Below are 26,675 nucleotides of genomic sequence, written 5' to 3'. Positions count from 1 at the left end.
GCTGGCTCACACCTCCACCGGAGAGACGTCGACCGAGACGGTAATTGTGCTCTCTTTGGCGTCGGTATAAATGATGCCACGCAGCGGCGGCACATCGGCGTAATCGCGCCCCCAAGCCACCGTGACATAGCGTTCGTCCCCGAATTGGTCGTTGGTCGGGTCGAAGTCGATCCACCGACCGGTTCGATCGTGGGCGTCGGCGCTCGGCACCCACACGGCGGCCCAGGCGTGGGTGGCGTCGGCGCCGACCATGCGCTCCTTGCCGGGCGGCGGGTCGGTGGCCAGGTAGCCCGAGACGTAGCGGGCGGCCAAGCCGTGCGAGCGCAGACAGGCCACACCTACACGGGCGAAGTCCTGGCAGACGCCCGTTCGGGCCGCGAACACGTCGGCGACCTTGGTGGAGACCGTGGTCGAACCCGACTTGTACGCGAAGTCCGCGTGAATGCGGCTGTTCAACTCGGCCACCGCCGCGAGCAGCGGGCGACCGGGGGTCAGCGATTCGGCCGCGTACGCCGTGACCTCCGGGGTGATCTCGGGCGGCCGCAGGTCGAGGGTGAACTCCACGGCCAGCGGTCCCGTCGCCGCGGTCGGCCGCGCGCTTTCCCACGGCATGCTCGCCGTGCCCGCCGCGGTGTCGCCCGGCGGGTCGACCTCGACCAGCGATTCGCCGGTCACCACCAGAGTCCGATGTTCGGCCGTGACATGGAAATACGACGTGGTGTTGCCGTACACGTCCGAGCCGATGGACTGGTCCGAGGGCACCGGATCGATCGACACCTCGTGCGAAAGCAGCCGTTGCCCAGGGAATTCCCGCGGCGTCAGATAGGCGCGGCCGTAGGAACTGGTGACCTCGTCGGAGTAGCGGTAGGTGGTGCGATGGGCGACGCGATACCGGCGGGCCGCACCGTTGCGCTCGGCCGGGTCGAGCGTGCGTTCGCTCATCCGACCACCCGCGTGCTACCCCACAGCGGCTGGAAGCCGACGGGCAGCGACAGCTTCGCGGTTTCGAATGATTCGGCCAGCTTGCGCAGGCGCAGATGCACGCCGTCGAGCAGTTCGGCAAGCTCGGTGCGCCTGCCCTCGTCGTCGGTGACCTCCAGATCGTCCGGATCGACCCGGCGCAGCATGCGCTGTGCGTCGGCGAGCAGCCGCTGCGGCCGCGACGATCCCGAGGCGCCGGGCAGCGACCGCAGGTCCGCGTCGAGCCGGTCCAGCTGATAGGCCAGCGACCGCGGATTGCTGGTGTCGAAGAGCAGCAGCCCGGCGACGGCCGCGATGCGGACCGAATCACGGTGCCGCCGTCGGTAACTCACCTGCGATTCGGCGGCGCGCAGCACCGACTCGGTGACCACCCGCTCGGCCTCCTCCGGATAGGTCCCGGTCAGCGCCGCCGACATCAACGCGGTCAGCGCGAGTCCGCGCTCGATCCGTTTGCCGATATCCATGACGTACCAACCGGAGTCGCGCACCAGCGACTCGGCGCCGATCCCGGACAGCGAGAGCAGCCCGGCCAGCGTGAGCGAATGCACCGCCGACAGCGCGGATTCGCGGTCCTCGCCGAAGGCGCGGTACTCGGCCATCGCCCGGTCCACCGCACTGAGGATCATCCAGGTATCGTTGGAGAGCTGGTCGCGCACGGCCCGCGCGGCGTTCGCATAGCGGTCGACGGCAAAGGCCAACGAGCCGGGCAGTTCTCGGTCGATGGTCAACGCCACCAGGTAGTCGTGTCCCTCCCGCGACGCGCCTGCCACGGCATGCCGCACCGGCATGCCGACCGGGTCCCCGGAGTCCGAAGCCCCCGCCTCGGCCGCCGCCCGCGCCGTGCGCACCTCCGTCGCGCCGCTGAGCTTATCGGAATCCGCTTGGGAAGCAACGTGATCCGTGGCGTCGGGCGCACCGTGGGACTGCGACTGCCCGGAGCCGCGCTGCGCGGCCGCCATCGCTCCCGGCTGGGCGCGCATGGTCTGACTCTGGCTACCCACCGAACTCGATTGCGTAACACCGTGTTCGGCGTCCGTATCGGAGTCGGGCGCCTGCTGCGGGTCGTCGTCCGGTGCCGGGCCGGACAACACCGCTGCAGGCGCGACGGTCGCCGTCGCCCGCGCCAGCGCGGCCATCAGGACCGGCACCGCCTCCGCACCCTCCAACCAGGGTCGGTAGCGGAAGTCCTGGTAGCGCTCGTGCGTGGCCATCAGCAGCCGTGCCGCGGACTCGGCGCGCTCGCTGTAACGCCCCATCCAGAACAGGTCGTTGAGCACGCGCGGCGAGCTGATCGCCGCCACGATCGGCAGCCGCCGCGCGACCCGCTCCTCGTGCGGGGCCTCGGTGCCGACCGCGGGCACCGGCGCCTGCGCGGCCCGCACCCAGATGTCCTTCGCGGCAACCTTGATCACCACGCGATCGGGCACAGTGCGCTGATGCAGCTGGCCGAGGCCACCCGCCATCGCCGTGTAACCGCCGCGGTGGGCCATCGAGAACAACCGCATGCCGACCGGCGCGGGGGTCAGTCCGCCGTAGCCCTCCACCGCGGGCGCGACCGAGAACTGCGCGGGCTCTTGACCGACCCACTGCCAGCCGGTGGCCTCGATCCGCGCGCGCAGGTCGGCGCGCTGCCGGATCGACAGCGCGGGCCCGATGATCGTCGAGCCGTCCTCGGCGGAGCGAATGATCAAGCGGTGCAAGTTGTTCGTCAGATGGGCGCGTTCCTTGTCGTCGCCGCCCCAGTAGCTCGGCGCGCTCTCCAGCAGCAGATCCTCCCCGAGCAGCGCCCTGGACAGCCGCGGCAGGAAGCCGGTCAGCGCCGGGTTCTCCAGCAGACCGCTGCCCAGGGTGTTCACCACGGTCACCGCGCCCCTGCGCAATACCTCGACCAAGCCCACCACGCCCAGCCGCGAGTCCGGGCGCAGGTCGAGCGGATCGGAGAACTCGGCGTCCACGCGCCGCAGCACCACGTCGACCCGGCGCAATGTGCCGAGCGAGCGCATCCACAGCGCACCGTCGCGCACCACCAGATCCGCGCTCTCCACCAGTGGAAAGCCCAGCATGGACGCGAGATTGGCTTGGTCGTAAGCGGTTTCGGAATGCACACCGGGACTCAGCACGACGACCACGGGGTCGTCGGCCTCGCCCTCCGGCGCGGATTCGATCAGCATCAGTCGCATCGCCCTGGCGAACGGGGTGAGCGGTCGGGGATTGGAATGCTCGAAGGCCTCCGGGATCGCCGTCGACACCACGCGGCGATCGGCGAGCGCATAGCCCGCGCCGGAGGGCGCCTGCGCCCAATCGGCGGTGACCCGGAACCGGCCGTCGCTCCACCGGCTGATGTCGCAGGCGTGCAGGAACAGCTGATGCCGTCCCGGCACCGTGATGCCATGGGCGGCACGGACATAACCGCCGTAGCCGAAGACCACCTCGGGCGGCAGCAGGCCGTTGGTGAGCATCCGGCGCGGGCCGTAGACGTCGGTGAGCACCTCGTCGAGCAGCCGCGAGCGCTGCACCAGGCCCGCTTCGAGCCGGGACCAGTCCTCGGCGGAGACGAGCAGCGGGATCGGATCCAATCGCCACGGCGTGGTCACCGCCTGCTCGCCCGAACCGGTGACCTCGGTGTAGGTGATGCCGTCGTCCTCGATCAGCCTGCGCACCCGGCTGTCCAGCCTGCCGAGGCCGGTGGTACCGAGCTCGACGAAGTCCGCGGACAGCTCCGACCACATGCGGCGCACCCGGCCGCCACCGTCGACCAGCTCGTCGTAATAGCCCTCGGTGGGTCTGCCGCATTCGTCGTACGGCGCGATCTGCCCGCCGCCGGTGCGGTAGCGCTCGAATTGCTCGGCCACCTGCTCGCGCACGCCGGGCGCGACGCTGCTCGCCCGCCGCCCGTCCCGCGACGACGATTCGGCTTCGCGCATTGTCACCGCGCCGACCTCGCTTCCCCTGCCAGACGTGCCTACCGGTCGCCGACCAAGCCCCAGACGGTCCGCGCACGGCGCAGGTCGAGCAGGCCCGCCACGCCGCTGTCCATGGTCTGTGCTGCCATTTTCGCACGTAGTTCCCCGGGGTCCACGCGTGCGGTGGTGTGCCCGGCCGCCTCGAAGCGCCGATTGCGGCGCGATTGCGCGGCCACCGCGTTCACCGGGGGCTCGTCGTAGGCCATGCCGCCGGGGTGCGCCACGTGGTAGGTGCAGCCGCCATGCGACAACCCGGTCTCGGCATCGATGAGGTCGAAAACCAGCGGCACGTCGACGGTGAGCGAGGGATGCAGCGCGTTCGGCGGCTGCCATGCCCGATACCGCACCCCCGCCACCTGCACACCGGCCTTCTCGGTGGCCAGCAGCGGCAGCGGCATGCCGTTGCAGGTCACCACGAAGCGGCCGCGATCGGCGCCGACCACCCGCACCTGCAGCCGCTCCACCGACGAGTCGACATAGCGCGCGGTGCCCGCGGCCGTGGTCTGCTCGCCGAGGGTGTGCCACGGCTCGATGGCGCCGCGCAGTTCCAGTTCGATATCGCCGAGCACGACCGTGCCGATTCGCGGGAAACGGAACTCGGCGAACGGATCCAGCCAGCTGAGGTCGAAATCGATGCCGTACGCCCGCAGGTCGGCGGCGACCTCGGCGATATCGGCGAGCACGAAATGCGGCAGCAGATACCGGCCGTGCAGATTCGCGCCGTGCCGAATGAGCGGGGCGCGCAACGGCTCGGACCAGAAGCGGGCGACCAGCCCGCGCACCAGCAGCGACTGCACCATCGCCATCTGATAGTGCGGCGGCATCTCGAAGCCGCGCAGCTCCACCAAACCCAGCCTGCCCCTTGCCGTTTCGGGACTGTAGAGCTTGTCGATGCAGAACTCGGCGCGGTGGGTGTTGCCGGTGAGATCGGTGAGCAGGTGTCGCAGCGCGCGATCGACGTGCCACGGCGCGTGGAATCGCGCGCCGGGCGGGGTGAGCCGCGCGATCTCGGCGAACGCGATCTCCAGCTCGTACAGCGCCTCCGCACGGCCTTCGTCCACCCGGGGCGCCTGCGAGGTCGGCCCGACGAACCGCCCGGCGAACAGATACGACAGCGCGGGATGCCGCTGCCAATAGGTGAGCATCGACACCAGCAGATCCGGCCTGCGCAGCAGCGGCGAGCGCGCGGGCGTCGTGCCGCCCAGCGTGATGTGGTTACCGCCGCCGGTGCCGCCGTGCGTGCCGTCCACGTCGAACGACTCGGTGCTCAGCCGGGCCAGGCGCGCTTGCTCGTACAGCGTCGACAACAGCTCGGACTGTTCGGCGAACGAGACCGTCGGCTGCACGTTGACCTCGATCACGCCCGGATCGGGTGTCACCGAGAAGGTCCGCAGCCGGGAGTCGGTGGGCGGCGGGTATCCCTCGAGCACCACCGGGCGGTCGAGCTCGGTCACCGCGGTTTCGACCCGCCGGATCAGGTCGACGAAATCGTCGAATTGTTCGGTGGGCGGCAGGAATACGTGCAGCCGTCCGTCGCGCACCTCGCCGACCAGCGCGGTGGTCGGTTCCCAGTCGGCGGACCGCACCTGCGCGGGCGGCTCGGGCGGCGCAGGCGCACGCGGACCGACGAACAGCGGATCGGCGTCGGGTCGCGGGTGCGGCGGATGCCAGGACACCGCGTCCAGTGGCAGGCGCAGACCGGCCGGAGAATCGCCTTCCGTCAACACGATTCGACCGGCGGGCTGGTCCGCGCGCACGCCGCGGCGCAACCGCCAGTCGGCACTTGCCCAGCCCGCGCCGTCCGCGCGGCGATACAGCGACAGCACGTACGCGGCGGGCTCGGTGACCTCGGCGTCGAGCCGCGCCAGCAGTTGCGCCCTGGCCTGCGGCGAGTCCGCGCCGGGGTCGATATCCTCCTGCTCGTCCGCCGGAACCCCTTGCGGCGCACGCATTTTCTTGGCGAGCCGCAGCAGCGGATCCTCGTACGCGGGCCGCACCTGAGTCTCCGGCAACCCAAGACCGGCCGCGATGTGCGCGACGAGCGCACGCGCAGCGTCGGCGGGCGCAGGCCCGTGCGCACGCGCACGCAATCCGGCCTGCGCGTTGGCAGGCTGCACCTCCGACACCTGAGCACCGGAGGTAACGTCCGTGCCAGGCTCGACCGACGACGCGGCTACGTCGGCTCGCCCCGCCACACCGACCGTCGCCCGGCTCGCGCCGTTCTCCGAAACATGGTCGGTCACAGCGTCGTTCGCCAAGGCGACGGCGCCTGTCCCGGAGGCCGGGGCGCCGCCGGGGGCCGGTGGGTCCGGCTGCGGCCAGGCGGTGGACAGGGGCGTCCACGGGTCGGCTAGCAGGTCGTGGCGGGTCCACAGCGGTGTCCCGTCCGCGCGCCACGCCACCGCGATCTCCCAGCGCGGCAACGGTTCTCCCGGGTACCACTTGCCCTGCCGGTACTGGGTGAGTCCGGTCGGCGCGTAGATCCGCCGCAGTCGCTCGGCGAGATCCACCGCGCGCTCGCGCTTGTGCGCGCCGTCGGCCTCGGTGGTCCATTCGGGCGCGGTCTGGTCGTCGATGGAGACGAAGGTGGGTTCGCCGCCGACGGTCAGCCCCACGTCGTCGGCGGCCATCCGCGCGTCCAGCGCGGCACCGGAGGCCGCGATCCGCGCCCACTGGGATGCGGTGTAGGGCAACGTGACCCGCGGATCCTCGTGGATGCGCCGGACGGTGTTGCTGAAGTCCATGGTGGCGCCGGTCGGCCCGGTCGCCCCGGTGATGGGTGCGGAGGAGACCGGGTGCGGCGTCGCGGCGAGCGGGATGTGTCCCTCCCCCGCGAACAGGCCGGAGGTCGGGTCGAGCCCGACCCAGCCGGCACCGGGCAGATACACCTCGGTCCAGGCGTGCAAGTCGGTGAAGTCGGCCTGCGGGCCCGACGGTCCGTCCAGCGACGGCACGTCCTGGGCGAGCTGCACCAGATAGCCGGACACGAACCGCGCGGCGAGCCCCAGCTCGCGCAGGATCGAGACCAGCAGCCAGGCCGAATCGCGACACGAGCCGAGCGCGGCCCGCAGCGTGTGATCGGGGGTCTGCACGCCCGGCTCCATCCGCACGGTGTAGCCGACGTCGTGCCGTAAGGCCTGGTTGACGGTGACCAAGAAGTCGATGGTGCGCGGCCGCGCGGTGCCGGCGTGCGCCCGCACCCAGTCGCGCACCCCGGCACCGGGGCCAGAGCCCGGCCCCGCCTCGTCCACCGGCCGCAGATACGGCTCCAGGTCGGCGAGCAGATCCGCGCCGTAGCGGAACGGGAAATGCTCGGCGTACTCCTCGATGAAGAAGTCGAACGGGTTGATCGCCTCGAGGTCCGCGATCAGCCCGACGGTCACCGACAGTTCCCGGGCGGGCTCCGGAAAGACCAGCCGCGCAAGGAAATTGCCGAAGGCGTCCTGCTGCCAATTACAGAAATGCGCGGCCGGGGTCACCCGCATCGAGTAGGCTTCGACCTTGGTGCGGGAGTGCGGAGCCGGACGCAGGCGCACGACGTGCGGATGCACCTCGACCAGCCGGTCGAAGGTGTAGACGGTCCGGTGTTCGAGCGACACCTTGATGCCCATGCAGCAAGTTCACCACACCTGAGCACGGCATGGACGTGGAGTTTCCCGAGAGTCGCCGCACCGAGGCCACCACGCGACACACGGCGCCGGCCTCCCCCGGCCCGACCCGCAGGAGTGCTACACACGAAATGACGGACCGATCTCAGCCCTTCGTCCCCGCTGCGAGGTAATCATGCGCGAGCTGGACTGTTCATGCTGCGAATCCGCGATCGACCACTGTCACGGCACCCTGGTCGTCCATGCCACCCGGCGCACCGAATGCACCAAGGACGGCTGCGTCGATCTCGACTACGCCCGGCACACCTTCGTCGTCGATTGCGGCGACGTGGCGGGCGGGTGCCCCTGCGCGGAGCCCGACGTAGCCCGTCGCCGGGCCTGACCAGACCCGTACCCTATTCGGGTGAGCTATGACCACGTCTTGTTGCCGTCCGGTGTCGCGTCATCGATCCCCGAGGTCGACGCTTACCTGAGCACCCAGCAGGGGGTGCACGAGTCGGAGGTGGTCGCGCAGATCGCGACCGAGCTGAACAAACGCAACGACGAGCTGCCCGCCGACGACAACTTCCTCAGCAACGCCCCGGTGGGCGGCGCCGCGACCGGCGCGGCTCTGCAGGTCAGCTGCCCCTACGACGCGATCGGCTTCGTGCGGCAGTTGCTCTTCTCGGTCGCGACCCCGCTCGACTACGCGGTCTACGACCCGCAGCTGGCGTGGCTGATCGACCCGGCCGGGCACGTGCCTGCCACGGTCACCCACGGCGGCGCGGGCGAATTCCCCTATTTGACGAAACCCCTGGCCGACCAATGGGTTTCCGAGCTGGCACCGCCGAACCCCTACCTGGTGGTGGAGCGCGACGACCAGGTCTACATGCAGACCTACCGAGAGAAGACCGGCGCGTTCACCCTCGAATATCGAGACGGCTCGCCCGAGAAGCACTTCGGCACCACGGTGCTCGACGCCGCCACCGTCTCCGCCCTGATCTGGGACTGGGCCACCGGCAATCGGGACCGGTTGCAGACCCTGCCCTGGTCGCGCGTGGAACTCTGATTACTGGTTCTGCACCGCGAGACGCCCCGCCAGCGCGATGAACGACGCGCCGAACACCCGGCGCATCCAGGTGATCACCACCGGGCGGGTGATGACGTGGGCACGCAGCGCGGCCGCGCAGACACCGTAGATCGCGAACACCACGAACGTGGCGAGCATGAAGATGCCGCTCAATTCGAGCATGCGCGCCAACGCGTTCGGTGAGCCGCTTGGCACGAACTGCGGCAGGAACGCGAAGGAGAAGATGGTCAGCTTCGGATTGAGGATGTTGAGCAGCACCGCCGACACGATCACCTTGCGCGCCGACTGCGCCTGCGGCTCGTGCTCCTCGGGGACGGCCAGCGCGCCCTTGTCCCGGAACGTGCTCCACGCCATGTAGACCAGGTACGCGACACCCAGGTACTTCAACGTCTGGAAGGCCATGGCGCTCGCGTTGAGCAGCGCGGCCAGGCCGGTGATCGCGGCGAGCATGTGCGGGACCGTGCCCAGCGTGCAGCCGAAGGCCGCGACCACGCCGGCCCGCGCGCCCCGGGACAGACCGGCGGCCAGCGTGAACAAGGCGCCGGTGCCCGGGGTGACCACGATGACGAGCGTGGTCAGCAGGAATTCGATGCTCATTTCCGACACAGTAACCCGCGGCGAACCGAGCGCAACCCCCGGTGATTCGGGGCTGGACCGGCAGGTCGCGGGCTGAATCACCCGTCGAATCTAGAGCGCGCGGCGTCCCGACAGGGCGCGCCCGAGGGTCAGCTCGTCCGCGAACTCCAGGTCACCGCCCATCGGCAGGCCGGAGGCCAGCCTGGTCACGCTGAGCCCGGGGAAGTCGCGCAGCATGCGCACCAGATAGGTGGCCGTCGCCTCGCCCTCGGTGTTCGGGTCGGTCGCGATGATCACCTCGCTGACGTCGACGCCGTCCTGCTGATTGCCGATGCGCGCCAACAGTTCCCGGATGCGCAGCTGATCCGGGCCGATCCCGCTGAGCGGGTCGAGCGCGCCGCCGAGCACGTGGTAGCGGCCGCGGAACTCGCGCGTGCGCTCGATGGCCTGCACGTCCTTCGGCTCCTCGACCACGCAGATCATGGTGCGGTCGCGGCGCGGGTCGGCGCAGATGCGGCACAGCTCGCCGTCGGAGACCGTGCCGCAGGACACGCAGAACTGCACGCCGTCGCGCACCTTCTGCAGGGCGGCCTGTAGCCGGTCGATCTCCGGCGGCTCCACCTGCAACAGATGAAAAGCGATGCGCTGCGCGCTCTTCGGACCGACACCGGGCAGCTTGCCCAGCTCATCGATCAGATCCTGAACCGGACCCTCGTACAACGGCTACGTCCTCTTCGCCTCTACGGCACTGGTAGTGGTGGTCAGAAGTTCGGCAACCCTGGCATACCGCCGCCGGCGAGGGGGCCGAGGCGTTCGGCGGCGAGCTGCTGTGCCGTGGCCATCGCGCTGTTCACCGCGCCGATCACCAGGTCCTGCAGGGTGTCCACGTCCTCCGGGTCCACCGCCTTGGGATCGATGGTGAGCGAGACGATCTCACCGGTCGCCTTGACGGTCACCTTGACCAGCCCGTTGCCCGCCTGACCTTCCACTTCGGCCTCGGCGAGCTCGGCCTGGGCCTGCATCACCGCCTGCTGCATCTGTTGCGCCTGGGCGAGTAGCTGCTGCATGTCGAACTGACCACCGGGCTGCACGGCATGTCCTCTCTGAAGAAAGTGTCATTGATCAGCCTAGTGCCTGGACGCGGCACCGCCCCTGTGGGCGGCGCCGACCGGGGCGCATGACTGGTAACAGGTTGGGTAGTTCCACCTTCACCCGATCAAGATCTACCTAATATCGAAGGTAGGTCGGGAGACCGGTGCGGCAGTTCTGGAGAAAGCTATGCACGCTATCCGAGCACGCCTGCTGAGCACGCTCGTGCTCTCGCTGGGCGTTCCCGCCATTTTCCTCGGCGTCTGTGCTCCGGCAGCCGGCGCCGATCCCGGTGTCACCGCGGCGGCCGCCGACTACGGCGGCGGCTGTGTGCTCGATCCGGGCAACCGGGCCGCCACCATCGACGCGCTGCGCCTGCGCTGCGGCCCCGAGCAGCAAGACGCGATCTTCCGGGACGCGCCGCGCGGTGCGGCGCCGATGGGCGTGAAAGACGGCTGGGTGACCAGACCGCCGTCCATCCAAGGCATTTCGTCGGCGTTCTGGATCGGCAAGATCTTCTACACCGGCCCCGACGGCGGCACCCTGACCAACCGGGTCACCGGTGCAGGCTACGAAGCCTGGCCCGCCTACGTCTACTCCGCCCCCGCCCTGCTCGACGGCAACCCCACCTGGGCCCTGGACTACGCCCCCTCCCCAACCCCTCAGGTCTACGACGAGATCCGCGAGGTCACCCCCGGCGTCTGGTTCGGCTACTCCTGGTGGCGCGGCGGCCTGCAAACCACCCTGCTCCTCACCTTCGTCCTCACCTGACCAACGCGCGCGAACTTTGCAACGAGAGTCAGCGCTCGATCTCCCCGGTTGCCAATCTGTTGCCATTAGTGCACTATGACCTCATATATTGCTTACTGCACAGCGTGCATTAGCTGTGCATTCCGGGGGGTTCTGGCATGGCATTGAGGCGCGAACAGGGAAAATCAGCCAGACCGGCGCAGCCGTCCACGCTCATCAGCACATATTCGCCACCTATTAGCTATCGCATCTTCGACGCCCTCGCCGTCGCTCTAGCGGCTTCGGGAAAGCTAGTCCTTACCCCTGGAGGAGATTGGCATCGTCTGCACCACATGGTCCGAATACGTGAATTTTTTTCGCCAGCACAGCGAAACGCAGCCGAACCCAGGCGCTACCGCAGCCGATATCGATGCAGCTGAGGAAAGATTGGGATTCCACCTTCCCAAGCAGTACGTTGAACTGCTCCACGCCGTGAACGGATGGGAGCTATTCAACAAAAGTGAAACACTGTTCGGAACCGAAGTGATCGGGACCAATGATGAGCATTGGCTGTCCGCGCGGCACGAACTCGAAGAGTCCATAGGCATGTTCGGAGACAAGAGTATGAGCGACCCCGATCGCTACGATATCAAGCCATCCGCATCAACGGAATATCCGCTACGCAATCACATGATTCCCCTGTTCAATTCACCGTACTCATACAACATCGTCGCAGCGGGCGGGTATGCAAACGGCGAGAGCCCCGTGCTGACGATCTTTCAATACATGTCCGGAAATACCAGGACATACGTCGATCTGCATGAGTTCCTCGATCGCGAAGTGGCGATGCTGACATGAGCGCCGAGGCTGCGGGGTCGGCACCGACCCCTCGGAATGGTAGAAAACGGAATCGGGCAGTCTTCTGGATCGGAGCAGTCTCGACCGCCGTCATACTGTTGATCGTTTGCTTGACGACCATACGACTCACGCACCGTAGCACCAATGATGCCGAGCAATTCCCTCAGCAAGAGGTCTCGACAGCTGATGACGATTTCGCAACCAAGGCGCAATCAGTGATTGTCGCCCTACTCGATGCGTACGAAAGGGGCGACCAGTCGGACGTGCTGAATTTCAGTTGCGATGGCCTGCATGATGAATTCGCTCAGCAGTCTCCCCGAGAGTTCGCTGAACAAGCGAAGAACGATGTCGACAGGCGAGGACTCGCGCTGTTCTGGGGAACTGAAACAACTGATCTCACCGATCGCGGCGTAACGCTGGTTGCCTACATTCGATACCTCGGGGACGACAAAGATCCCGACAAAAAAGGTCGACCCGTACTCTTTGGCTTGAAGAATACAGATCGCTGGCGTGTGTGTGCGATACGTCCCTTGAACCAATAATGCGAACGCTCAACCCTCAGGGCTACGGCGTTCTCGTCTGACCGCAGCTGACCTGTGGTGACAGCACACAAGCGACACGCCGATCCGAATGTGAGCGGGCACAGGCACTTTCAGATATCGATGAGGGTTCCTACACCAGAATCGTTCCCGGAGTGCCCGCGCCCGCCGGCACAGTATCGCCGACATCCCTGATCCCCGACACCCTAGACCGGCATGTCACCGAAACCCCCTTGCCCGCAGCGACCTTAGACAGCGGATTGCTGAACGTTCTTCGGACAGTCCCCGATCCCCGCGATCCTCGCGGCCTGCGCTACCCGATGGCCATGCTGCCGGCCATGGCGATCCTGGCCACCGCCGCCGGTATGCGCGGCTTCACCGGCTACGCCAGCTGGGCCCGCAACGCCTCACCGGAAGTCCTGGCCGCGCTCGGCCTCGCCAAGCGATACCGGCCCAGGGACAAGACATTCCGGCGTGGGTTCGCCCTGCTCGACCCCGCCGACCTCGACCGGTGCCTGGGCGCCTACTTCACTGTCGCCGCGCTCGCTACCGCCGCAACCTCGTTGGTCGCGGTCGCGGTCGCCGTCGACGGGAAGACGCTACGACTGGCCAAACGCATGGGCGCGGCCGCAGTCCGCTTGGTTGCCCCACGACGACTTCTCCGCGGTCCGCACCGGCGGCACGCCGCAGGTCATGGCAGCCATTCGTAACACCGCCCTGAACCTCCATCGGCTCGATGACGCGGTCGATATCGCCGAAGCGTGTCGCGAGACCGCGTTCGACCCGATGCGGGGCCTGCACCCGTTGACCCCGGAAAACCGCTGGTCACTGACCGCCTAACGAGAATGCCGCAGCCCTGGCTCAACCCTGGTGGGGGTTCTGGGGCCCAACTTATCCGCGAGAGACAGACGACCACGCGATCAGCGCACGAGCTACGAAGCCCGCAGCTGGGTCCGGTATTGGATCAGCGCTGTCCTAACGAGCACTGACCAGCCACAACACGCCTTGGCAGCTGAATGTGTTGACATTACAGTTACGGGAGGGTGTTCGCTGGGGACATGACAGCGACCGTGTCGATCGGGGAGTTCGCCCGGCTGACGTACCTGACCGTGAAGACGCTGCGGTACTACCACGACATCGAGTTGTTGGCGCCGGTCTCGATCGACGCAGGCTCCGGGTATCGGCGCTATTCGATCGAGCAGGTGCCGCAGGCTCATCTGATTCGCAGGCTACGCCAGCTCGATATGCCGTTGCCCGAGATCAAGGCGGTGCTCGACGCCGTCGACGAGGACACCCGCAACGCCGCGCTGCGCGCGCATCTCGAGCGGATGGAAGCCGAACTGGCCCGGACTCGGGACGTGGTGGCGTCGCTGCGCGCGCTGCTGACGCCCACCGCTGCGCCGGCGGTCGAATACCGAGCGATACCCGCGTTCCCGGCGCTCGCGGTCGCCGAGGTGGTCACCAGGGCGGGGATCGGCCCGTGGTGCGAGGCGTCGTTCACCTTGCTGCACCGCACGCTTGCGGCGGCCGGGGTCGCGCCGGACGGCGTCGACGGTGCGACCTATTCGATGGAGTTCTTCGAGAACGACATCGGTGCGGTGGTCGCCTTCGTCCCCATCCCGGTGGGCACCGAGATCGCGCTGCCCGAGGGGGTCTCCCGCATCGAACTACCCGCACGGCGCTTCGCCGTCGCCCGCCACGACGGGCCGTTCGACGACTTCGACCGCACCTACGGCGCGCTCGGCAGCCACGTCGCCGAACACGACGAGTCGCTGGCCGAGCCGATCCGCGAGCGCTACCTGATCTGCCCGGAAAGCACCGACGACCCGAACACCTACCGCACCGAGGTCTGCTGGCCGATCGGCCTGCTCTGAGAAAGTGAGAACCCCATGACACTGTCGCTAGCGAGCGTCACCATCGACTGCACCGACGCCGCGGCCCTCGCGGGCTTCTGGTCCGAACTGCTGGAAGTGCCGGTCGACGCGGACGCCTCGGCCGAGTTCGCCACCGTCGGCCGCGCGGCGGGCCGCTCGCCGATGCTGATGTTCCTCCGGGTGCCGGACAAGACGCCGGGCAAGAACGTCATCCACCTGGATCTGCTCACCGCGGACAAGTCAGGGCAGGTCGAACGCGCGATCGGACTCGGCGCCAAGCACATCGGCGACTTCGACGAGTACGGCCAGCAGTGGAGCACGCTGGCCGATCCCGAAGGCAACCTCTTCGATATCGGCGTCCAGTAGCCCCGAACGACAGCGGAGCCCGGCACCTGAGGGGTTGCCGGGCTCCGTTGGTGTGTACGACTAGGTCAGGCGAGTTCCTTCTGCAGGTTGCCCAGCACCTCGGCCTGAATCTTCTTCAAGCCCAACGGCGCGAAGATCCCCTCGAAGATGCCCTTGATCCCGCCCGCGCCCTGCCAGGTGGTGCGCTGGGTGACCTGCGAGCCCGCGCCGTCCGGGGTCACCGTCCAGGTGGTGACCAGGGTGGAGTTCGAATCACGCTCGGTGACAATCGAATCGGACACCGTCACGACGGCGTGCACGTTGCGCGAACGCTTCTCGGTCGCCTGCAGCGTCCACTCGGCGACGGTGCCCGCGCCTTTGCCGCCCTCGACCACCTTGTAATCGCGGTAGTGCGAGGACAGAATGCGCGGCCGCACCGTCTCGTAGTCCGCGATGGCTTCGAGGGTGCGCTGCGGGTCCGCCGCAACGGCGATCGAACTGCTGGCGCTGACCTGTCCCACAATGAGCTCCTTGTCCGGGTACGGTAACTCGACCGGTCACCATCCTGCCCTGTAGTGGCCGCCACGCCGTATACCGGTACAGCCGTGTGGCGAACTTCTCTACCCGGGTCGAATATTCCGGTTCGCAACATATGCGTGACATTTCTCCCGAGACCCCGCCCTCGCGGTGGTCTGACAATGAGGTGAGTACTAGCGTCGAGGGGTGGCAGTGAGTCTGATGGGCAAGGCCGGACGCGTGCCGGTCGCACGCGAATCCGGGTTTACCGCGCACCGCGCCGGAGTCGAACGACTCCTGGCGAGTTACCGCGCTATTCCCCGGAACGCAAATGTCCGTTTAGCGAAGAAAACCTCCAATCTCTTCCGGGCCAGAGCCAAGAACCCCGCGCCCGGCCTCGATGTCTCGGGTCTCGCCGGTGTCATCGCCGTCGATCCGGTCGCGAAGACGGCCGACGTGGCGGGGATGACCACCTACGAGGACCTCGTCGCGGCGACCCTGCCCTACGGCCTCGCGCCGTTCGTGGTGCCGCAGCTCAAGACGATCACCCTGGGCGGCGCGGTGACCGGCCTGGGCATCGAGTCCACCTCGTTCCGCAACGGCCTGCCGCACGAGTCCGTGCTGGAGATGGACATCCTGACCGGTGCGGGCGAGATCATCACCGCCACGCCGGACAACGAGCACGCCGAGCTGTTCCGCGGCTTCCCCAACTCCTACGGCACGCTCGGCTATTCGGTCCGGCTGAAGATCGAGCTGGAGACCGTGCAGCCCTTCGTGGCCCTGCGCCACCTGCGTTTTCACGACCTGCGCGAGCTGGAGCGCACGCTGGCCGACATCGTCACCGAGAAGTCCTACGCCGGTGAGCGGGTGGACTATCTCGACGGGGTCGTGTTCACCGCCGAGGAGAGCTATCTGACCCTGGGCAGGCAGACCGACGAACCCGGCCCGGTCAGCGACTACACCGACATGGACATCTACTACCGGTCCATCCAGCACGACGACGCTGTCCCCAAGCGCGACCGGCTGACCATCCACGACTACCTCTGGCGCTGGGACACCGACTGGTTCTGGTGCTCGCGCGCCTTCGGCACGCAGAACCCGCGAATCCGCCGGTTCTGGCCGAAACGCTATCGGCGCAGCAGCTTCTACTGGAAGCTCATCGCGCTCGACCACAAGTACGACATCGCCGACAAGCTGGAGGCCCGCAAGGGCAACCCGCCGCGCGAGCGGGTGGTCCAGGACATCGAGGTACCGGTGGAACGCACCGCCGACTTCGTGGAATGGTTCCTGCGCGAGATCCCGATCGAGCCGATCTGGTTGTGCCCGCTGCGCCTGCGCGACACCGGCGACACCTCGGGCAGCACCGAGCGCACCTGGCCCCTGTACCCGCTGGAGCCGAACCGGACCTACGTCAATGTCGGATTCTGGTCGGCCGTGCCCACGGTGCCCGGCGCGCCGGAGGGCGCGGCCAACCGGGCGATCGAGCGCACCGTGACCGACTTCGACGGACATAAGTCGCTGTACTCGGATTCCTATTACGACAAAGATGAGTTCGCGGCGCTGTACGGCGGCAATACCTACACAGAACTGAAGAAGCGCTACGACCCGGACCAGCGGCTGCTGGATTTGTATTCGAAGGCGGTGCAACGCAAATGACGACATTCAAGGACCGTTCTGACGTCTTAGCCGATCTCGGGACCAAACTCAGCATTGCCGAGATCTTCGAGACGCTGGTCGAGGGCGAGGTTCCGATCCGGCTGACCGCCTACGACGGCAGCACGGCGGGGCCTGCGGACTCGAAGTACCAACTCGACATCAAGACACCGCGCGGCATCAACTACCTGGCGACCGCGCCCGGCGATCTCGGCATGGCCCGCGCCTACATCGCGGGCGACATGACCGCCGAGGGCGTACATCCCGGTGACCCGTACGACATCCTCGAGGCGATGGACAGCCTGAAGTTCCGGCGTCCGTCCGCGCTGGCCCTGCTCGCCATCGCCCGCTCGCTCGGCTGGGAGCGGCTCAAGCCGATCGCGCCGCCACCGCAGGAGACGCTGCCGCGCTGGCGGCGAATCGCGCTGGAAGGCCTGCGGCACTCCAAGACTCGCGACGCCGAGGCCATCCACCACCACTACGACGTCTCGAACGCCTTCTACGAGTACGTGCTCGGCCCCTCGATGACCTACACCTGTGCGTGTTACGACAACGAGGAACAGACCCTCGAGCAGGCGCAGGAGAACAAGTACCGCCTGGTCTTCGAGAAGCTGCGGCTGAAGGAAGGCGACCGGCTGCTCGACATCGGCTGCGGCTGGGGCGGCATGGTGCGCTACGCGGCCAAGCGCGGCGTCAAGGTGATCGGTGCGACGCTCTCGGCCGAGCAGGCCGAATGGGCCCAGGCGAAGATCGCCGAGGAAGGCCTGTCCGAGCTGGCCGAGGTGCGCCACTCCGACTACCGCGACATCCCGGAATCCGGCTTCGACGCGGTGTCCTCGATCGGCCTCACCGAGCACATCGGCGTGCACAACTACCCGTTCTACTTCGACTACATCCAGAGCAAGCTGCGCGACGGCGGCCTGTTCCTGAACCACTGCATCACCCGGCCGGACAACACCAGGACCACCAAGGCGGGCGACTTCATCGACCGCTACGTGTTCCCGGACGGCGAGCTGATCGGCTCCGGCCGGATCATCTCCGAGATCCAGAACGTCGGGCTCGAGGTGCTGCACGAGGAGAACCTGCGCGAGCACTACGCGCTCACCCTGCACGAATGGTGCAAGAACCTGGTACGCAACTGGGACGCCTGCGTCGCCGAGGTCGGCGAGGGCACCGCGAAGGTGTGGGGCCTGTACATGGCAGGCTGCCGACTCGGCTTCCAGCGCAACGTGGTTCAGCTGCACCAGGTGCTCGGGGTCAAGCTGCCCGAGGACGGCACCTGGACGGTTCCGCTGCGCCCCTGGTGGCAGGCCTAGGACACGCGAAACTGCCCGCTCTAGTCCAGGAGTTCGTCCAGGAACAGGGCGGGCAGTTCTATGTCTCCGGTATGCGCCGCGGCGGAGGGCATTTCGGCGCGTAGCACCCCGAGGATGGCGACGACGCCGGGGCCCGCGTCGAGCAGCGGCCTGGTCCAACCCAGTTCGGCGCAGGTCGCGGCCGCGGGCAGCAGCAGGCCGGTCGCCTCGCCGACCCAGCCGGACGCGGCCAGGCATTCGGCGAGCAGCAGCGAGGCGTCCAATTCCGCACGGGGGCGGTGCTTGTCGGCCATGCGGGCGTGCAGGGCGCGCGCTCGGCGTACCGCACGATCGTCCGAGCCCAGGCTGCCCTCGGCCAGCAGCGTGCGGATGGCCGCGATCTCCTCGGCCTCGGCCGCGAGCACGGCGGCACCGGTCATCCGATGCCCCGGATGCAGCGCGCCCACCGGAGCTTGCGCGGACGAACCGTCGTCGCGCTCCGGCCCGAGACCGAGCCGCATGCGCTCGGCGCGGATATGCGCACCGAGCCGGGTCAGCCGGTTGTCGGCGGCGATGCGCTCGCCCTCGTCGAGCCGGGCCGCGGCCGTGAACAGATCGCCACGCACCGCTTTGACCCGCGCACCGATCACGAAGGTCGCGATGAGAAAGTCCACCGGGCCGACCCGGGCGACCAGCTGATGGCTCTCGTCGAGCAGCCGGTCGGCGGCGTCCAGATCGCCACGGCGATAGTTCACTTCGCCGAGCAGCGCCGCCGCGACCCGCACCGCGTGCGAGCGCGGGCCGGAGCGGGTCTTGGCCAGCTCCCACGCCTGCTGGAAACACTGTGTCGCGGTGGCGATGTCGAGCTGCTCGTAGGCGGCCGCGCCGCGCCCGCACATCCCGAACACGGCGCCGAGCGGATCCTTGGACCGCGCGTGGTAGGGCGCGGCCCAGTCCTGGATCTCCCGCGCGCCGTCGAAGTCGAACTCGCACAACCGCACGAACGAGGTCAGATTCGCCGCGGTCGACACCGTCCAGGCGGGCAGGTTCTCCGGGGTCTGCAGGCAGTCCGCGACCCGATCGAGCACCCCCTCGGTGCGGTCCCTCGCGATCTGATCCGCGGCGCCGAGCACGGCGGCCTGGCAGCGCTGCTGCGTGAGGTCCTCATCGGTGGACCCGCCGCGCGCGAGCAGATTCGACAGTCGTCCCAGCGCGGTGCGCGCCGCGCCGGACTGCTGCAGGTTCACATTCGCCCGCGCCACCGCCATCAACAGCTTGGACCGCGAAGCCACCTGCTGCATCGGCAGTTTCGAGACCGTGCCGAGCAGCGTCGCCAGGCGGGAGCGGTCGATCAGGTCCATGCCGCCGACCTCGAGCAGGTCGAGCGCCATCTTGAGATCGGTGGCCGCGAGCGCGTGATCCACCGACTTGCGCAGCAGCTGATGCTCGGCGTACCAGCGAGAGGCCTTGCGGTGCAGGGATTTCGACTTCCCCGGCTGCGCGCGTTCCAATCGGGCCCGCAGATGCTCGGCGAACAACGGCTGCATCCGGAACCATTCCGGGTCGTGCTCGATCCGGCGCACGAACAGCTCCCGCTGCTCGGCCTGCTCCAGCAGTTGTCCGGCATCGGCGTCGTCGGACAGCGCCGCGGCCAGCGAGGCGCACACCCGCTCGGTCACCGCGATCGACATCAGGAAGTCGAGCATCCTGGGTTCCAGTGTGTCCAGGACGTTTTCGGCGAGGTACTCGCGAATGCCGTGATTGCCCTCGGACAACTGCGCGAGCAGCTGCGCCGGGTCGGTCTTGCCGCGCAGCGACAGGCTGACCAGCTGAATGGCGGCGGGCCAGCCGTCGGTGGCCCGGTGGATCTCGGCGACCTGGCCGTCGGTGAGCACGAACCCGTGCCGCCGCACCAGGATCTCCTTGGTCTCCTCGGCGGTCAGACGCAGTGCGGCGGAACCGATCTCGACCAGCTCGTCGTGCACCCGCATCCGGCTGGTCGGCAGGCCCGACTGCTCCCGGCTGGTCACTACGAAGCGCAGATGGTGACACCCGTTGGCCAGCAACGTGTCCATCGCCCGATGCGCGCCCGCGTCGGTGACCCGATGCCAGTCGTCCACCACCACCACGAGAGTGCTGCCGCCGGCATGGATCTCGTCGATGAGCGTGGAGATCACGAAAGCGGCCGCGTCGGCTGGTCTTTCCTCCAGTACCTGGTCCAGTCCGTTGCCCAGATCCGGACGGACCCGGCGGATCGCCTGGATCAGATGGGCCAGAAACCAGATCTCGTTGTCGTCGCCCTGGTCGACCCCGAGCCAGGCGACCTGGATGCCACGCTCGGTCAGGTCGCTGCGCCACTGCGCCGCCACCGTGCTCTTGCCGAAGCCCGCCGGCGCGTGAATCACCGCAAGCCTGCGCCTGCCACCGGCCCGCAACACGTCCAGCAGCCGTGGCCGGGCCACGGGTTCCCTGGCCGGGGTCGGCGGCCGGAATTTGGTCGTTGCGGTGGGCGGCAGGGTCGCCCCCGCGCCCTGCTGCCGTCCGCCGGTGTGCTGGGACAACGCGGGCCGCAACGTCAACGGCCAACTGCGCCGGGCGGTCACCGCGGGACGCGACGACGAGGTCTCCCCGTCGCGATCGATCGGTTCCGGCGCGGCGACGGTCTCCAGCAACGCCATCTCGTCGGGCATATGGTCGTGGTCGCGCTGCACCGACCGCAGCAGCTGCCCGAAGTCGTAGGCCGTCGTCGGCCGATCATCGGGATCGGTCGCCATCGCGTGCTGGATCACCTCGGCCACATCGGCGGGAATGTCGTGCTCCCGCAGATCGGGCACGGGCTGAGTGGTGATCCGCAGGAACTGCGCGACCACCTTCTCCCCCGCCTGCCGCTCGAACGCCGCATGCCCGGTCAGCAACGCGAACAGCGTCGCGCCCAGTCCGTAGACGTCGGAACGGATGGTCGGATCGTCGCCCTTGAGCACCTCCGGCGCGGTGAACGCGGGCGAGCCCGTGATCATGCTGCTGGAGGTCTGGAAGCCGCCGGGGATGCGGGCGATCCCGAAGTCGGTCAGCTGCGGTTCGCCGTAACCGCTGAGCAGCACGTTGGCCGGTTTCACGTCACGGTGCAGGATCTGGGCCCGGTGCGCGCTCTCGATCGCGCCCGCGAGTTTCACCCCGGCGCGCAGCGAATCGGCCCAGGTGAGCGGGCCCTGATCGCGGATGACCTGTTCCAGCGAACCGCGGGTGCAGTAGGGCATCACGATGAACGGCAGACCGCTCGGCGTCACATCGACCTGCAGGATGTCGACGATGTTCGGGTGGCCGGACAACCGGCCCATGGCCTGTTCCTCGCGCAGGAATCGCTCGCGGCTTTCCACCTCGATCTCCGAGGAGAGCACCTTCACCGCGACGACGCGTTCGAGCGCCCGCTGGACACAGCGGTACACCACGCCGAAGCCGCCCCGGCCGATCTCCTTCGCCTCGGACAGGCCCATCGCCTCCAGCTCGTCGGCGATGCCGAGCAGCGGGTGCCGCTGGGTATCCGAGTCGGCAGGGGTCGAGTCGGGACCGACCTCTGCTGAACGCGTCCGTGGATTCATGTGACCACCTCGAACTCACATCGAATCGGCGTCACCGGCGACCAACTGGCGCGCCGACCGCGGACACCACGAGAAAACCCCTGGTGTCCGATATGTCTGCGCATACTCCAACGTAGCGCGGCCCGGCACCGGTCGGCAGAAGTTTCGAATCGAGATGATTTCCACCACCACCCTTCGGATAATTCCGCCCAGGTCAGCGTTGGGTGGCCGGCCTGGCGTCCGATGCCGACAGAAACAAGATCCGCTCCATTACATTCTGACGCTTGGTGTTGTGAAATGCCGCGATCTGCCGACCACGCTGCTGTCGCGCCAGCGTGTGTACGTCTGAGTTTTTGGTCGGCTCTGCGCGGACCCCTACGCGTCGCCTTATAGATGTCGCCGCGACCGGTCACCCCACCCCGTAGGCATCCGCGTCACCGTTGTTCCAGGCGGGCGGGCGTTCGTCGAGCAGATCGCGGGCCGCGGGTCAGCGTCGGGCGGCGGGACGGGCGGCCGGGCTGTAGCGAAAGGTAAAGCGCTCCATCAATTTCTTGCGCTTGGTGTTGTGGAAGGCGGCGACACGCCAGCGGTTGTCCTGGCGGACCAGCGTGTAGGTCTGCGCCTTGCCCAGGCGCCGCGGCGCCTTCGCGCCGCCCTTGTAGAGGTCACCCCGGCTGTTGACGATCGCGAAGTCGGCTCCGTAACAACGGATGCCGACGATGTCGACAGCCATTTCGGTGCCCTTCAGGAAGCTGCCGAACAGGGCTCGGTGCGACTCGACGATGTCCGCGCGGCCCTGGTAGAGGGTACCGAACCAGGCGGTGTAGGTCGCGTCCTCGGTGAACGCCGCACCGTAGGCGTCGGCGTCGCCGCGACCCCATGCCTGGGCAAGTTCTACGAAGAGAGCCTGGATTTCCGCGTGCGGTGCCACGGCGTAGCTGCTGCTCATGGGTGATCTCCGTGCTAGATTTCTTCTCTAGAGAGCTTTCTTCTTTGAAGAAGTCTCTTCTTTGAGGACGAGATTAATGGTGGAGGTAACCCGTGTCAACACACCCCGAGCGGGCGGCGCACGAGATCTACCGGCGCTACCTGAGCGCCGTCATGCTGCACGGGCAGGCCGGTGCCCGGGCGGTCGACCTGGGCGCGACCGACCTGTACGCGCTGAACATCCTGGAATTGGCCGGACCGATGACGCCGGGCGAACTCGGCACCCGCAGCGGCCTGACCACCGGCCCGACGACCCGGCTCATCGACCGCCTGGAAGACGCGGGATACGTACGCCGCGTTCCGGTGGCAGGCGACCGGCGCAAGGTGCTCGTCGAATTGGTCGGCACGCCTGCGGAATTGGATGAGGTCCTCGCGCCCGCCCGCCGCCGGGTCGGCGAGATCATCGGCGGCTACACCGACGAACAGCGCGCGGTGCTCTTCGACTACTTCGACCGTGCCGCAACGGCATTCCGCGAGGCCACCGAGGAGCTGCGTCCACCGAGCAGCTGAGGCAGGCGCTCGCGCCTACCGCCGAGCTCAGCGGACGGCGAGCGCGATGAACTGGGTGATCTGGCTGGGCGCGAAGTTGTTGTCGCTGACCAGGATCAGCGTGCGTTCCCCGGACGGCAGGCGCGGGCCCCAGGTCATGCCCTCGACGTTGTCGAGTGCGGACAGGCCGACATCGGCCAGGTCGACCAGCAGCCGCTTGGTCACCGGGCGCGCATCGCCGATCGGGGCGTCGAGCACGTTGGTCGCGCCGCCGAGGTCGGCCTCGTAGATCCGGATCTTGTTGCCGACGCCGGCCACATAGGCCCGCTCCAGCACCAGGATTCGCGACGGATCATAGGGATCGGCCGCCAGGATCGACGCGATGCCGTTGCCACCTCGCCCGGGGACCGGGGTGGACTCGGCGAACACCGGCTCCAGTGGGTACGCGTACTGGGCGAGCACCGTGCCGGTCCTGGCCTGCACGGTGAGCCGGGCGGGCGCGCCCGAGGTCGTCGTCGGCTCCGGGCCGTCCTGCAGCAGCGGGGCCTCCACCGAGGTCACCAACAGCGTGCCACCGGCGGCGAAGCTCGCCCCCTCCAGCACGCTGTTCTGGCGCGGGCCCGAATTCGGTTGCATCCGTTCGTTGTCCGGGATCGGCAGCTCGCCCGCGAAGGAACCGTCGGGGCGGGCGATGCGCACCGAGGGATCGGCGAGCACGGTGGCCGTACGCTCCCCCTCTTGCGTCCAGACGTAGTTGCCGGTCCACGGGTCGACCCGAATCTCCTCCGGGTCCAACGACTTCGGCGCGTAGGGCGCGCCGTTCGCGGTCAACAGCGGGCGGGTGCCGGTGAACGTCACCGGGCCGAGCCCGTCGGCGCCGACCGTGAAACGCGCGGTGTAGAACCGTGCCGGATCACGCTCCGAGCGGTCGTCGCTGATCAGCACGTAATCGCCGGTGCGCGAGTCGAAGTCGATCCCGGACAGGCCGCCGACGGCGGTGCCCTGGAAGATCAGATCGTTCGGCACGACCTGCTCGCCGAGCAGCCGCACGGCGGCCGTGTCCGGTTCCGCCGTCGCGGCAGGCGCCGCACCCAGCGCCATCGCGAGAGTCGCGATCACCAATGTCTGCCCACGCATCACCCGTAGTCGCACCCGCATCACGCTAGCCAGCGCACGGTACCGGCGGGTGAACACCGCACAAACCGGCACGATCCGATCTCGCCTGCCGCTTGCGGATCTCCGATTTCGCGTGCGTACCGGCGGTGGCGGCCGGTCAAGCCCCGAAGACAGCGAAGCCCGCCACCGCGAGTCGCGGTGGCGGGCTTCGGCATTGGTGCTACTTACGCAGCGAGGCCGGAACCTCGAAACGCTCGCCGTAGGTCTTGGCGAGGTAGTCGGCACGCTCCACGAACGCCGCCTGGCCACCCGGGTAACCGACGATGAACTGGTGCACACCACCGGTCCAGGCCGGGAAGCCGATGCCGAAGATCGAGCCGATGTTCGCGTCGGCGGTGGTCTCCAGCACGCCCTCGTCGAAGCACTTCTGGGTCTCGATCGCCTCCGCGAACAGCATGCGGTCGATCAGATCCTGCAGCGGCACAGTGAAATCCGCCGTGGTCTTGAAGTGCTCACGCAGGCCGGGCCACAGACCGGTGCGCTTGCCGTTCTCGTCGTACTCGTAGAAGCCCGCCTTCTCCAGACGACCCGGACGACCCGCACCGACCATGTAGTCGATGACATCCTGGGCCGGGTGGCGCTTCTTGCCCATCGTGGTGTCGCCGTGCTCGGCGGCCTCGATGGTCTCCTTGGCGATCTTCTGCATGAGCTTCATGTTCAGCTCATCCGAGAGCTGCAGCGGCGCGGCCGGGTAGCCCGCCTGCAGGCCGGCCTGCTCGATGGTCGCGGGCTCGATGCCCTCGGTGAGCATGGCGATCGCCTCGTTGACGAAGGTGCCGATCACGCGCGAGGTGAAGAAGCCACGGCTGTCGTTGACGACGATCGGGGTCTTCTTGATCGCGAGGGTGTAGTCGAACACCCGCGCCAGCGCCTCGGGCGAGGTCTTCTCGCCCTTGATGATCTCCACCAGCGGCATCTTGTCGACCGGCGAGAAGAAGTGGATACCGATGAAGTCCTCTTCGCGCTTGACGCCCTTGGCCAGGCCGGTGATCGGCAGGGTCGAGGTGTTCGAGCCGAGCAGCGCGTCGGGGGTGACGATGTCCTCGATCTCCTGGAACACCTTGTGCTTGAGCTCGGTGTTCTCGAAGACGGCCTCGATCACGAAGTCGACGCCGTCGAAGTCCTTGGCGTCGGCGGTCGGGGTGATCCGATCGAGCAGCGCCTTGGACTTCTCCTCGGTGGTCTTGCCGCGGGAAAGGGCCTTGGCCTCGATCTTCTCCGAGTAGTTCTTGCCACGCTCGGCCGCCTCGATGGTGACGTCCTTGAGCACGACCTGGTAGCCGGCCTTGGCCGAGACGTAGGCGATGCCCGCGCCCATCATGCCCGCGCCGAGCACGCCGACCTTCTTGATCTCCTTCTTCGGCACGTCCTTCGGCCGCGAGCCACCGTTGTTGATGGACTGCAGGTCGAAGAAGAACGCCTGGATCATGTTCTTCGCGACCGGCCCGGTGAGCAGGTGCACGAAGTAGCGCGACTCGATCAGCGACGCGTTGTCGATGTCGACCTGCGAACCCTCGACCGCGGCGGCCATGATCGCCCGCGGGGCCGGCATGTTCGCGCCCTTGAGCTGCTTGCGCAGGTTCGCCGGGAAAGCGGGCAGGTTGGCCGCGAAGGCCGGGCTGGACGGGGTGCCGCCGGGGATCTTGAAGCCCTTGACGTCCCAGGGCTGCACGCCCTTGTCCGGGTTGGCCTTGATCCACGCCTTGGCGGCCGGAACCAGCTCGTCCACGGTGCCGACGAGCTCGTTGACCAGGCCGATCTCCTTGGCCTTGGCCGGCTTGTTGCGCTGACCCTGCAGCAGCACCTGCATCAGGGCGTTCTGCAGACCGAGCATGCGCACGGTGCGGATCACGCCGCCACCGGCGGGCAGCAGGCCGAGGGTGACCTCGGGCAGGCCGATCTGCGAACCCGGCACGTCGGCCGCGATCCGGTAGTGACAGGCCAGCGCGATCTCCAGGCCGCCGCCGAGCGCCGCGCCGTTGATGGCGGCCACGACCGGCTTGCCCAGGGTCTCCAGGCGGCGCAGCGCGCCCTTGATGGTGCTGAGCTCGTCCATGACGCCCTGGCCGTCGTCCGGGCCGACCTTCATCATGTTCTTGAGGTCGCCGCCCGCGAAGAAGGTCTTCTTCGCCGAGGTGATCACCACGCCGGTGATGCTGTCCTTCTCGGCCTCGAGGCGCTCGACGGTCGCGGTCATCGACGACTTGTACAGCTCGTTCATCGTGTTGGCGCCCTGGTTCGGGTCGTCCATCGTCAGCACGACGATGCCGTCCGAATCCTGCTCCCAACCGATCATGTTGGTTTCGGTGCTGGTCACAGCTCTGTGTCTCCTTGTACTTTCAGCTGCCGG

Annotated in this window: 23 protein-coding genes; 12 read left to right on the top strand and 11 right to left on the bottom strand. The window is 68.0% G+C overall.

Annotated features, from left to right (window positions below):
- Positions 1 to 6: 6 nt before the first annotated feature.
- From F5X71_RS01770 to F5X71_RS01760, 3 genes are read right to left on the bottom strand one after another with little or no spacing between them, the layout of a single operon-like run.
- Complete coding sequence (locus tag F5X71_RS01770; protein ID WP_167460358.1) at positions 7 to 942, bottom strand: transglutaminase family protein; 936 nt, start codon at positions 940 to 942, stop codon at positions 7 to 9.
- Positions 939 to 3,905 carry a circularly permuted type 2 ATP-grasp protein gene (locus F5X71_RS01765; protein WP_167466128.1) on the bottom strand — a complete coding sequence of 989 codons (2,967 nt, stop codon included), beginning with the start codon at positions 3,903 to 3,905 and terminating at the stop codon, positions 939 to 941. Before F5X71_RS01765 ends, F5X71_RS01770 begins: the two co-directional genes overlap by 4 nt.
- A gap of 38 nt (positions 3,906 to 3,943) precedes the next feature.
- Entirely contained in the window at positions 3,944 to 7,555 is a 3,612-nt protein-coding gene (locus F5X71_RS01760; RefSeq protein ID WP_167460357.1) for a DUF2126 domain-containing protein, read from the bottom strand.
- Between the two features lie 172 nt (positions 7,556 to 7,727).
- Between F5X71_RS01760 and F5X71_RS01755 the strand changes: the two genes are divergently transcribed.
- Together F5X71_RS01755 and F5X71_RS01750 are read left to right on the top strand one after the other, a co-directional pair.
- The gene (locus tag F5X71_RS01755; protein ID WP_167460356.1) at positions 7,728 to 7,934 is read left to right on the top strand and encodes a hypothetical protein; all 207 of its coding nucleotides are present in this window, start codon (positions 7,728 to 7,730) and stop codon (positions 7,932 to 7,934) included.
- 21 nt (positions 7,935 to 7,955) lie between these two features.
- Complete coding sequence (locus F5X71_RS01750) at positions 7,956 to 8,600, top strand: hypothetical protein (RefSeq protein ID WP_167460355.1); 645 nt, start codon at positions 7,956 to 7,958, stop codon at positions 8,598 to 8,600.
- On the opposite strand, the gene F5X71_RS01745 is transcribed toward F5X71_RS01750, so the two are convergent.
- The 3 genes from F5X71_RS01745 to F5X71_RS01735 form a co-directional block, all read right to left on the bottom strand.
- Positions 8,601 to 9,218 (bottom strand): LysE family translocator, encoded by a 618-nt coding sequence (locus F5X71_RS01745; protein ID WP_167460354.1) that lies wholly within the window; start codon positions 9,216 to 9,218, stop codon positions 8,601 to 8,603.
- A gap of 90 nt (positions 9,219 to 9,308) precedes the next feature.
- Positions 9,309 to 9,917: a recombination mediator RecR gene (gene recR / locus F5X71_RS01740; RefSeq protein WP_014981114.1), complete on the bottom strand. Its 609-nt coding sequence runs from the start codon at positions 9,915 to 9,917 to the stop codon at positions 9,309 to 9,311.
- A gap of 41 nt (positions 9,918 to 9,958) precedes the next feature.
- A complete protein-coding gene (locus F5X71_RS01735; RefSeq protein ID WP_167460353.1) occupies positions 9,959 to 10,288 on the bottom strand; it encodes a YbaB/EbfC family nucleoid-associated protein in 330 nt (109 codons plus the stop codon).
- A gap of 187 nt (positions 10,289 to 10,475) precedes the next feature.
- On the opposite strand from F5X71_RS01735, the gene F5X71_RS01730 reads away from it, so the two are divergent.
- The 7 genes from F5X71_RS01730 (at position 10,476) to F5X71_RS01700 (ending at position 14,652) form a co-directional block, all read left to right on the top strand.
- On the top strand, positions 10,476 to 11,057 hold the full coding sequence (locus F5X71_RS01730; RefSeq protein WP_167460352.1) for a hypothetical protein: 582 nt from the start codon (positions 10,476 to 10,478) through the stop codon (positions 11,055 to 11,057).
- A gap of 324 nt (positions 11,058 to 11,381) precedes the next feature.
- Positions 11,382 to 11,873 (top strand): SMI1/KNR4 family protein, encoded by a 492-nt coding sequence (locus tag F5X71_RS01725; protein ID WP_167460351.1) that lies wholly within the window; start codon positions 11,382 to 11,384, stop codon positions 11,871 to 11,873.
- Between the two features lie 110 nt (positions 11,874 to 11,983).
- Positions 11,984 to 12,415, top strand: coding sequence for a hypothetical protein (locus F5X71_RS01720; RefSeq protein ID WP_167460350.1), 432 nt, complete (start codon positions 11,984 to 11,986; stop codon positions 12,413 to 12,415).
- Between the two features lie 152 nt (positions 12,416 to 12,567).
- On the top strand, positions 12,568 to 13,122 hold the full coding sequence (locus tag F5X71_RS01715) for a transposase family protein (RefSeq protein WP_275106763.1): 555 nt from the start codon (positions 12,568 to 12,570) through the stop codon (positions 13,120 to 13,122).
- On the top strand, positions 13,106 to 13,252 hold the full coding sequence (locus F5X71_RS01710; RefSeq protein ID WP_167460348.1) for a hypothetical protein: 147 nt from the start codon (positions 13,106 to 13,108) through the stop codon (positions 13,250 to 13,252). Before F5X71_RS01715 ends, F5X71_RS01710 begins: the two co-directional genes overlap by 17 nt.
- Positions 13,253 to 13,470: 218 nt before the next feature.
- A complete protein-coding gene (locus tag F5X71_RS01705) occupies positions 13,471 to 14,286 on the top strand; it encodes a MerR family transcriptional regulator (protein WP_167460347.1) in 816 nt (271 codons plus the stop codon).
- A 15-nt stretch (positions 14,287 to 14,301) separates the two neighbouring features.
- Positions 14,302 to 14,652, top strand: coding sequence for a VOC family protein (locus tag F5X71_RS01700; protein ID WP_167460346.1), 351 nt, complete (start codon positions 14,302 to 14,304; stop codon positions 14,650 to 14,652).
- Between the two features lie 65 nt (positions 14,653 to 14,717).
- On the opposite strand, the gene F5X71_RS01695 is transcribed toward F5X71_RS01700, so the two are convergent.
- Complete coding sequence (locus F5X71_RS01695; RefSeq protein WP_167460345.1) at positions 14,718 to 15,152, bottom strand: SRPBCC family protein; 435 nt, start codon at positions 15,150 to 15,152, stop codon at positions 14,718 to 14,720.
- Between the two features lie 217 nt (positions 15,153 to 15,369).
- Between F5X71_RS01695 and F5X71_RS01690 the strand changes: the two genes are divergently transcribed.
- Together F5X71_RS01690 and F5X71_RS01685 are read left to right on the top strand one after the other, a co-directional pair.
- A complete protein-coding gene (locus F5X71_RS01690) occupies positions 15,370 to 16,803 on the top strand; it encodes an FAD-binding oxidoreductase (RefSeq protein ID WP_167466127.1) in 1,434 nt (477 codons plus the stop codon).
- Positions 16,800 to 18,116 carry a class I SAM-dependent methyltransferase gene (locus tag F5X71_RS01685; protein WP_167460344.1) on the top strand — a complete coding sequence of 439 codons (1,317 nt, stop codon included), beginning with the start codon at positions 16,800 to 16,802 and terminating at the stop codon, positions 18,114 to 18,116. Before F5X71_RS01690 ends, F5X71_RS01685 begins: the two co-directional genes overlap by 4 nt.
- A gap of 20 nt (positions 18,117 to 18,136) precedes the next feature.
- Here the strand turns inward: F5X71_RS01685 and F5X71_RS01680 are convergent, their stop codons facing one another.
- Positions 18,137 to 21,694, bottom strand: a complete 3,558-nt coding sequence (locus F5X71_RS01680; protein ID WP_167460343.1) for a serine/threonine-protein kinase — start codon at positions 21,692 to 21,694, stop codon at positions 18,137 to 18,139.
- Between the two features lie 466 nt (positions 21,695 to 22,160).
- Complete coding sequence (locus tag F5X71_RS01675; protein WP_167460342.1) at positions 22,161 to 22,622, bottom strand: SgcJ/EcaC family oxidoreductase; 462 nt, start codon at positions 22,620 to 22,622, stop codon at positions 22,161 to 22,163.
- 92 nt (positions 22,623 to 22,714) lie between these two features.
- Between F5X71_RS01675 and F5X71_RS01670 the strand changes: the two genes are divergently transcribed.
- Positions 22,715 to 23,170, top strand: a complete 456-nt coding sequence (locus tag F5X71_RS01670) for a MarR family winged helix-turn-helix transcriptional regulator (RefSeq protein WP_203218254.1) — start codon at positions 22,715 to 22,717, stop codon at positions 23,168 to 23,170.
- 27 nt (positions 23,171 to 23,197) lie between these two features.
- On the opposite strand, the gene F5X71_RS01665 is transcribed toward F5X71_RS01670, so the two are convergent.
- Together F5X71_RS01665 and F5X71_RS01660 are read right to left on the bottom strand one after the other, a co-directional pair.
- Entirely contained in the window at positions 23,198 to 24,301 is a 1,104-nt protein-coding gene (locus F5X71_RS01665; protein ID WP_238815679.1) for an esterase-like activity of phytase family protein, read from the bottom strand.
- Positions 24,302 to 24,485: 184 nt separating this feature from the next.
- Entirely contained in the window at positions 24,486 to 26,621 is a 2,136-nt protein-coding gene (locus tag F5X71_RS01660) for a 3-hydroxyacyl-CoA dehydrogenase NAD-binding domain-containing protein (RefSeq protein ID WP_167466124.1), read from the bottom strand.
- Between the last annotated feature and the right edge of the window lie 54 nt (positions 26,622 to 26,675).

It is taken from the genome of Nocardia brasiliensis (assembly GCF_011801125.1).
Classification (GTDB): Bacteria; Actinomycetota; Actinomycetes; order Mycobacteriales; family Mycobacteriaceae; genus Nocardia; species Nocardia brasiliensis_C.
The sequence above is the reverse complement of the archived record's forward strand: the minus strand, read 5'-3'. Positions and strand labels throughout refer to the sequence as shown.

Excerpts from the sequence above, each read along its gene's own strand:
- F5X71_RS01770 (WP_167460358.1), bottom strand. The coding sequence starts at position 942 with ATGAGCGAACGCACGCTCGACCCGGCCGAGCGCAACGGTGCGGCCCGC.
- F5X71_RS01765 (WP_167466128.1), bottom strand. The coding sequence starts at position 3,905 with ATGCGCGAAGCCGAATCGTCGTCGCGGGACGGGCGGCGGGCGAGCAGC.
- F5X71_RS01760 (WP_167460357.1), bottom strand. The coding sequence starts at position 7,555 with ATGGGCATCAAGGTGTCGCTCGAACACCGGACCGTCTACACCTTCGAC.
- F5X71_RS01755 (WP_167460356.1), top strand. The coding sequence starts at position 7,728 with ATGCGCGAGCTGGACTGTTCATGCTGCGAATCCGCGATCGACCACTGT.
- F5X71_RS01745 (WP_167460354.1), bottom strand. The coding sequence starts at position 9,218 with ATGAGCATCGAATTCCTGCTGACCACGCTCGTCATCGTGGTCACCCCG.
- F5X71_RS01730 (WP_167460352.1), top strand. The coding sequence starts at position 10,476 with ATGCACGCTATCCGAGCACGCCTGCTGAGCACGCTCGTGCTCTCGCTG.
- F5X71_RS01710 (WP_167460348.1), top strand. The coding sequence starts at position 13,106 with ATGGCAGCCATTCGTAACACCGCCCTGAACCTCCATCGGCTCGATGAC.
- F5X71_RS01705 (WP_167460347.1), top strand. The coding sequence starts at position 13,471 with ATGACAGCGACCGTGTCGATCGGGGAGTTCGCCCGGCTGACGTACCTG.
- F5X71_RS01700 (WP_167460346.1), top strand. The coding sequence starts at position 14,302 with ATGACACTGTCGCTAGCGAGCGTCACCATCGACTGCACCGACGCCGCG.
- F5X71_RS01690 (WP_167466127.1), top strand. The coding sequence starts at position 15,370 with ATGGGCAAGGCCGGACGCGTGCCGGTCGCACGCGAATCCGGGTTTACC.
- F5X71_RS01685 (WP_167460344.1), top strand. The coding sequence starts at position 16,800 with ATGACGACATTCAAGGACCGTTCTGACGTCTTAGCCGATCTCGGGACC.
- F5X71_RS01680 (WP_167460343.1), bottom strand. The coding sequence starts at position 21,694 with ATGAATCCACGGACGCGTTCAGCAGAGGTCGGTCCCGACTCGACCCCT.
- F5X71_RS01675 (WP_167460342.1), bottom strand. The coding sequence starts at position 22,622 with ATGAGCAGCAGCTACGCCGTGGCACCGCACGCGGAAATCCAGGCTCTC.
- F5X71_RS01660 (WP_167466124.1), bottom strand. The coding sequence starts at position 26,621 with ATGATCGGTTGGGAGCAGGATTCGGACGGCATCGTCGTGCTGACGATG.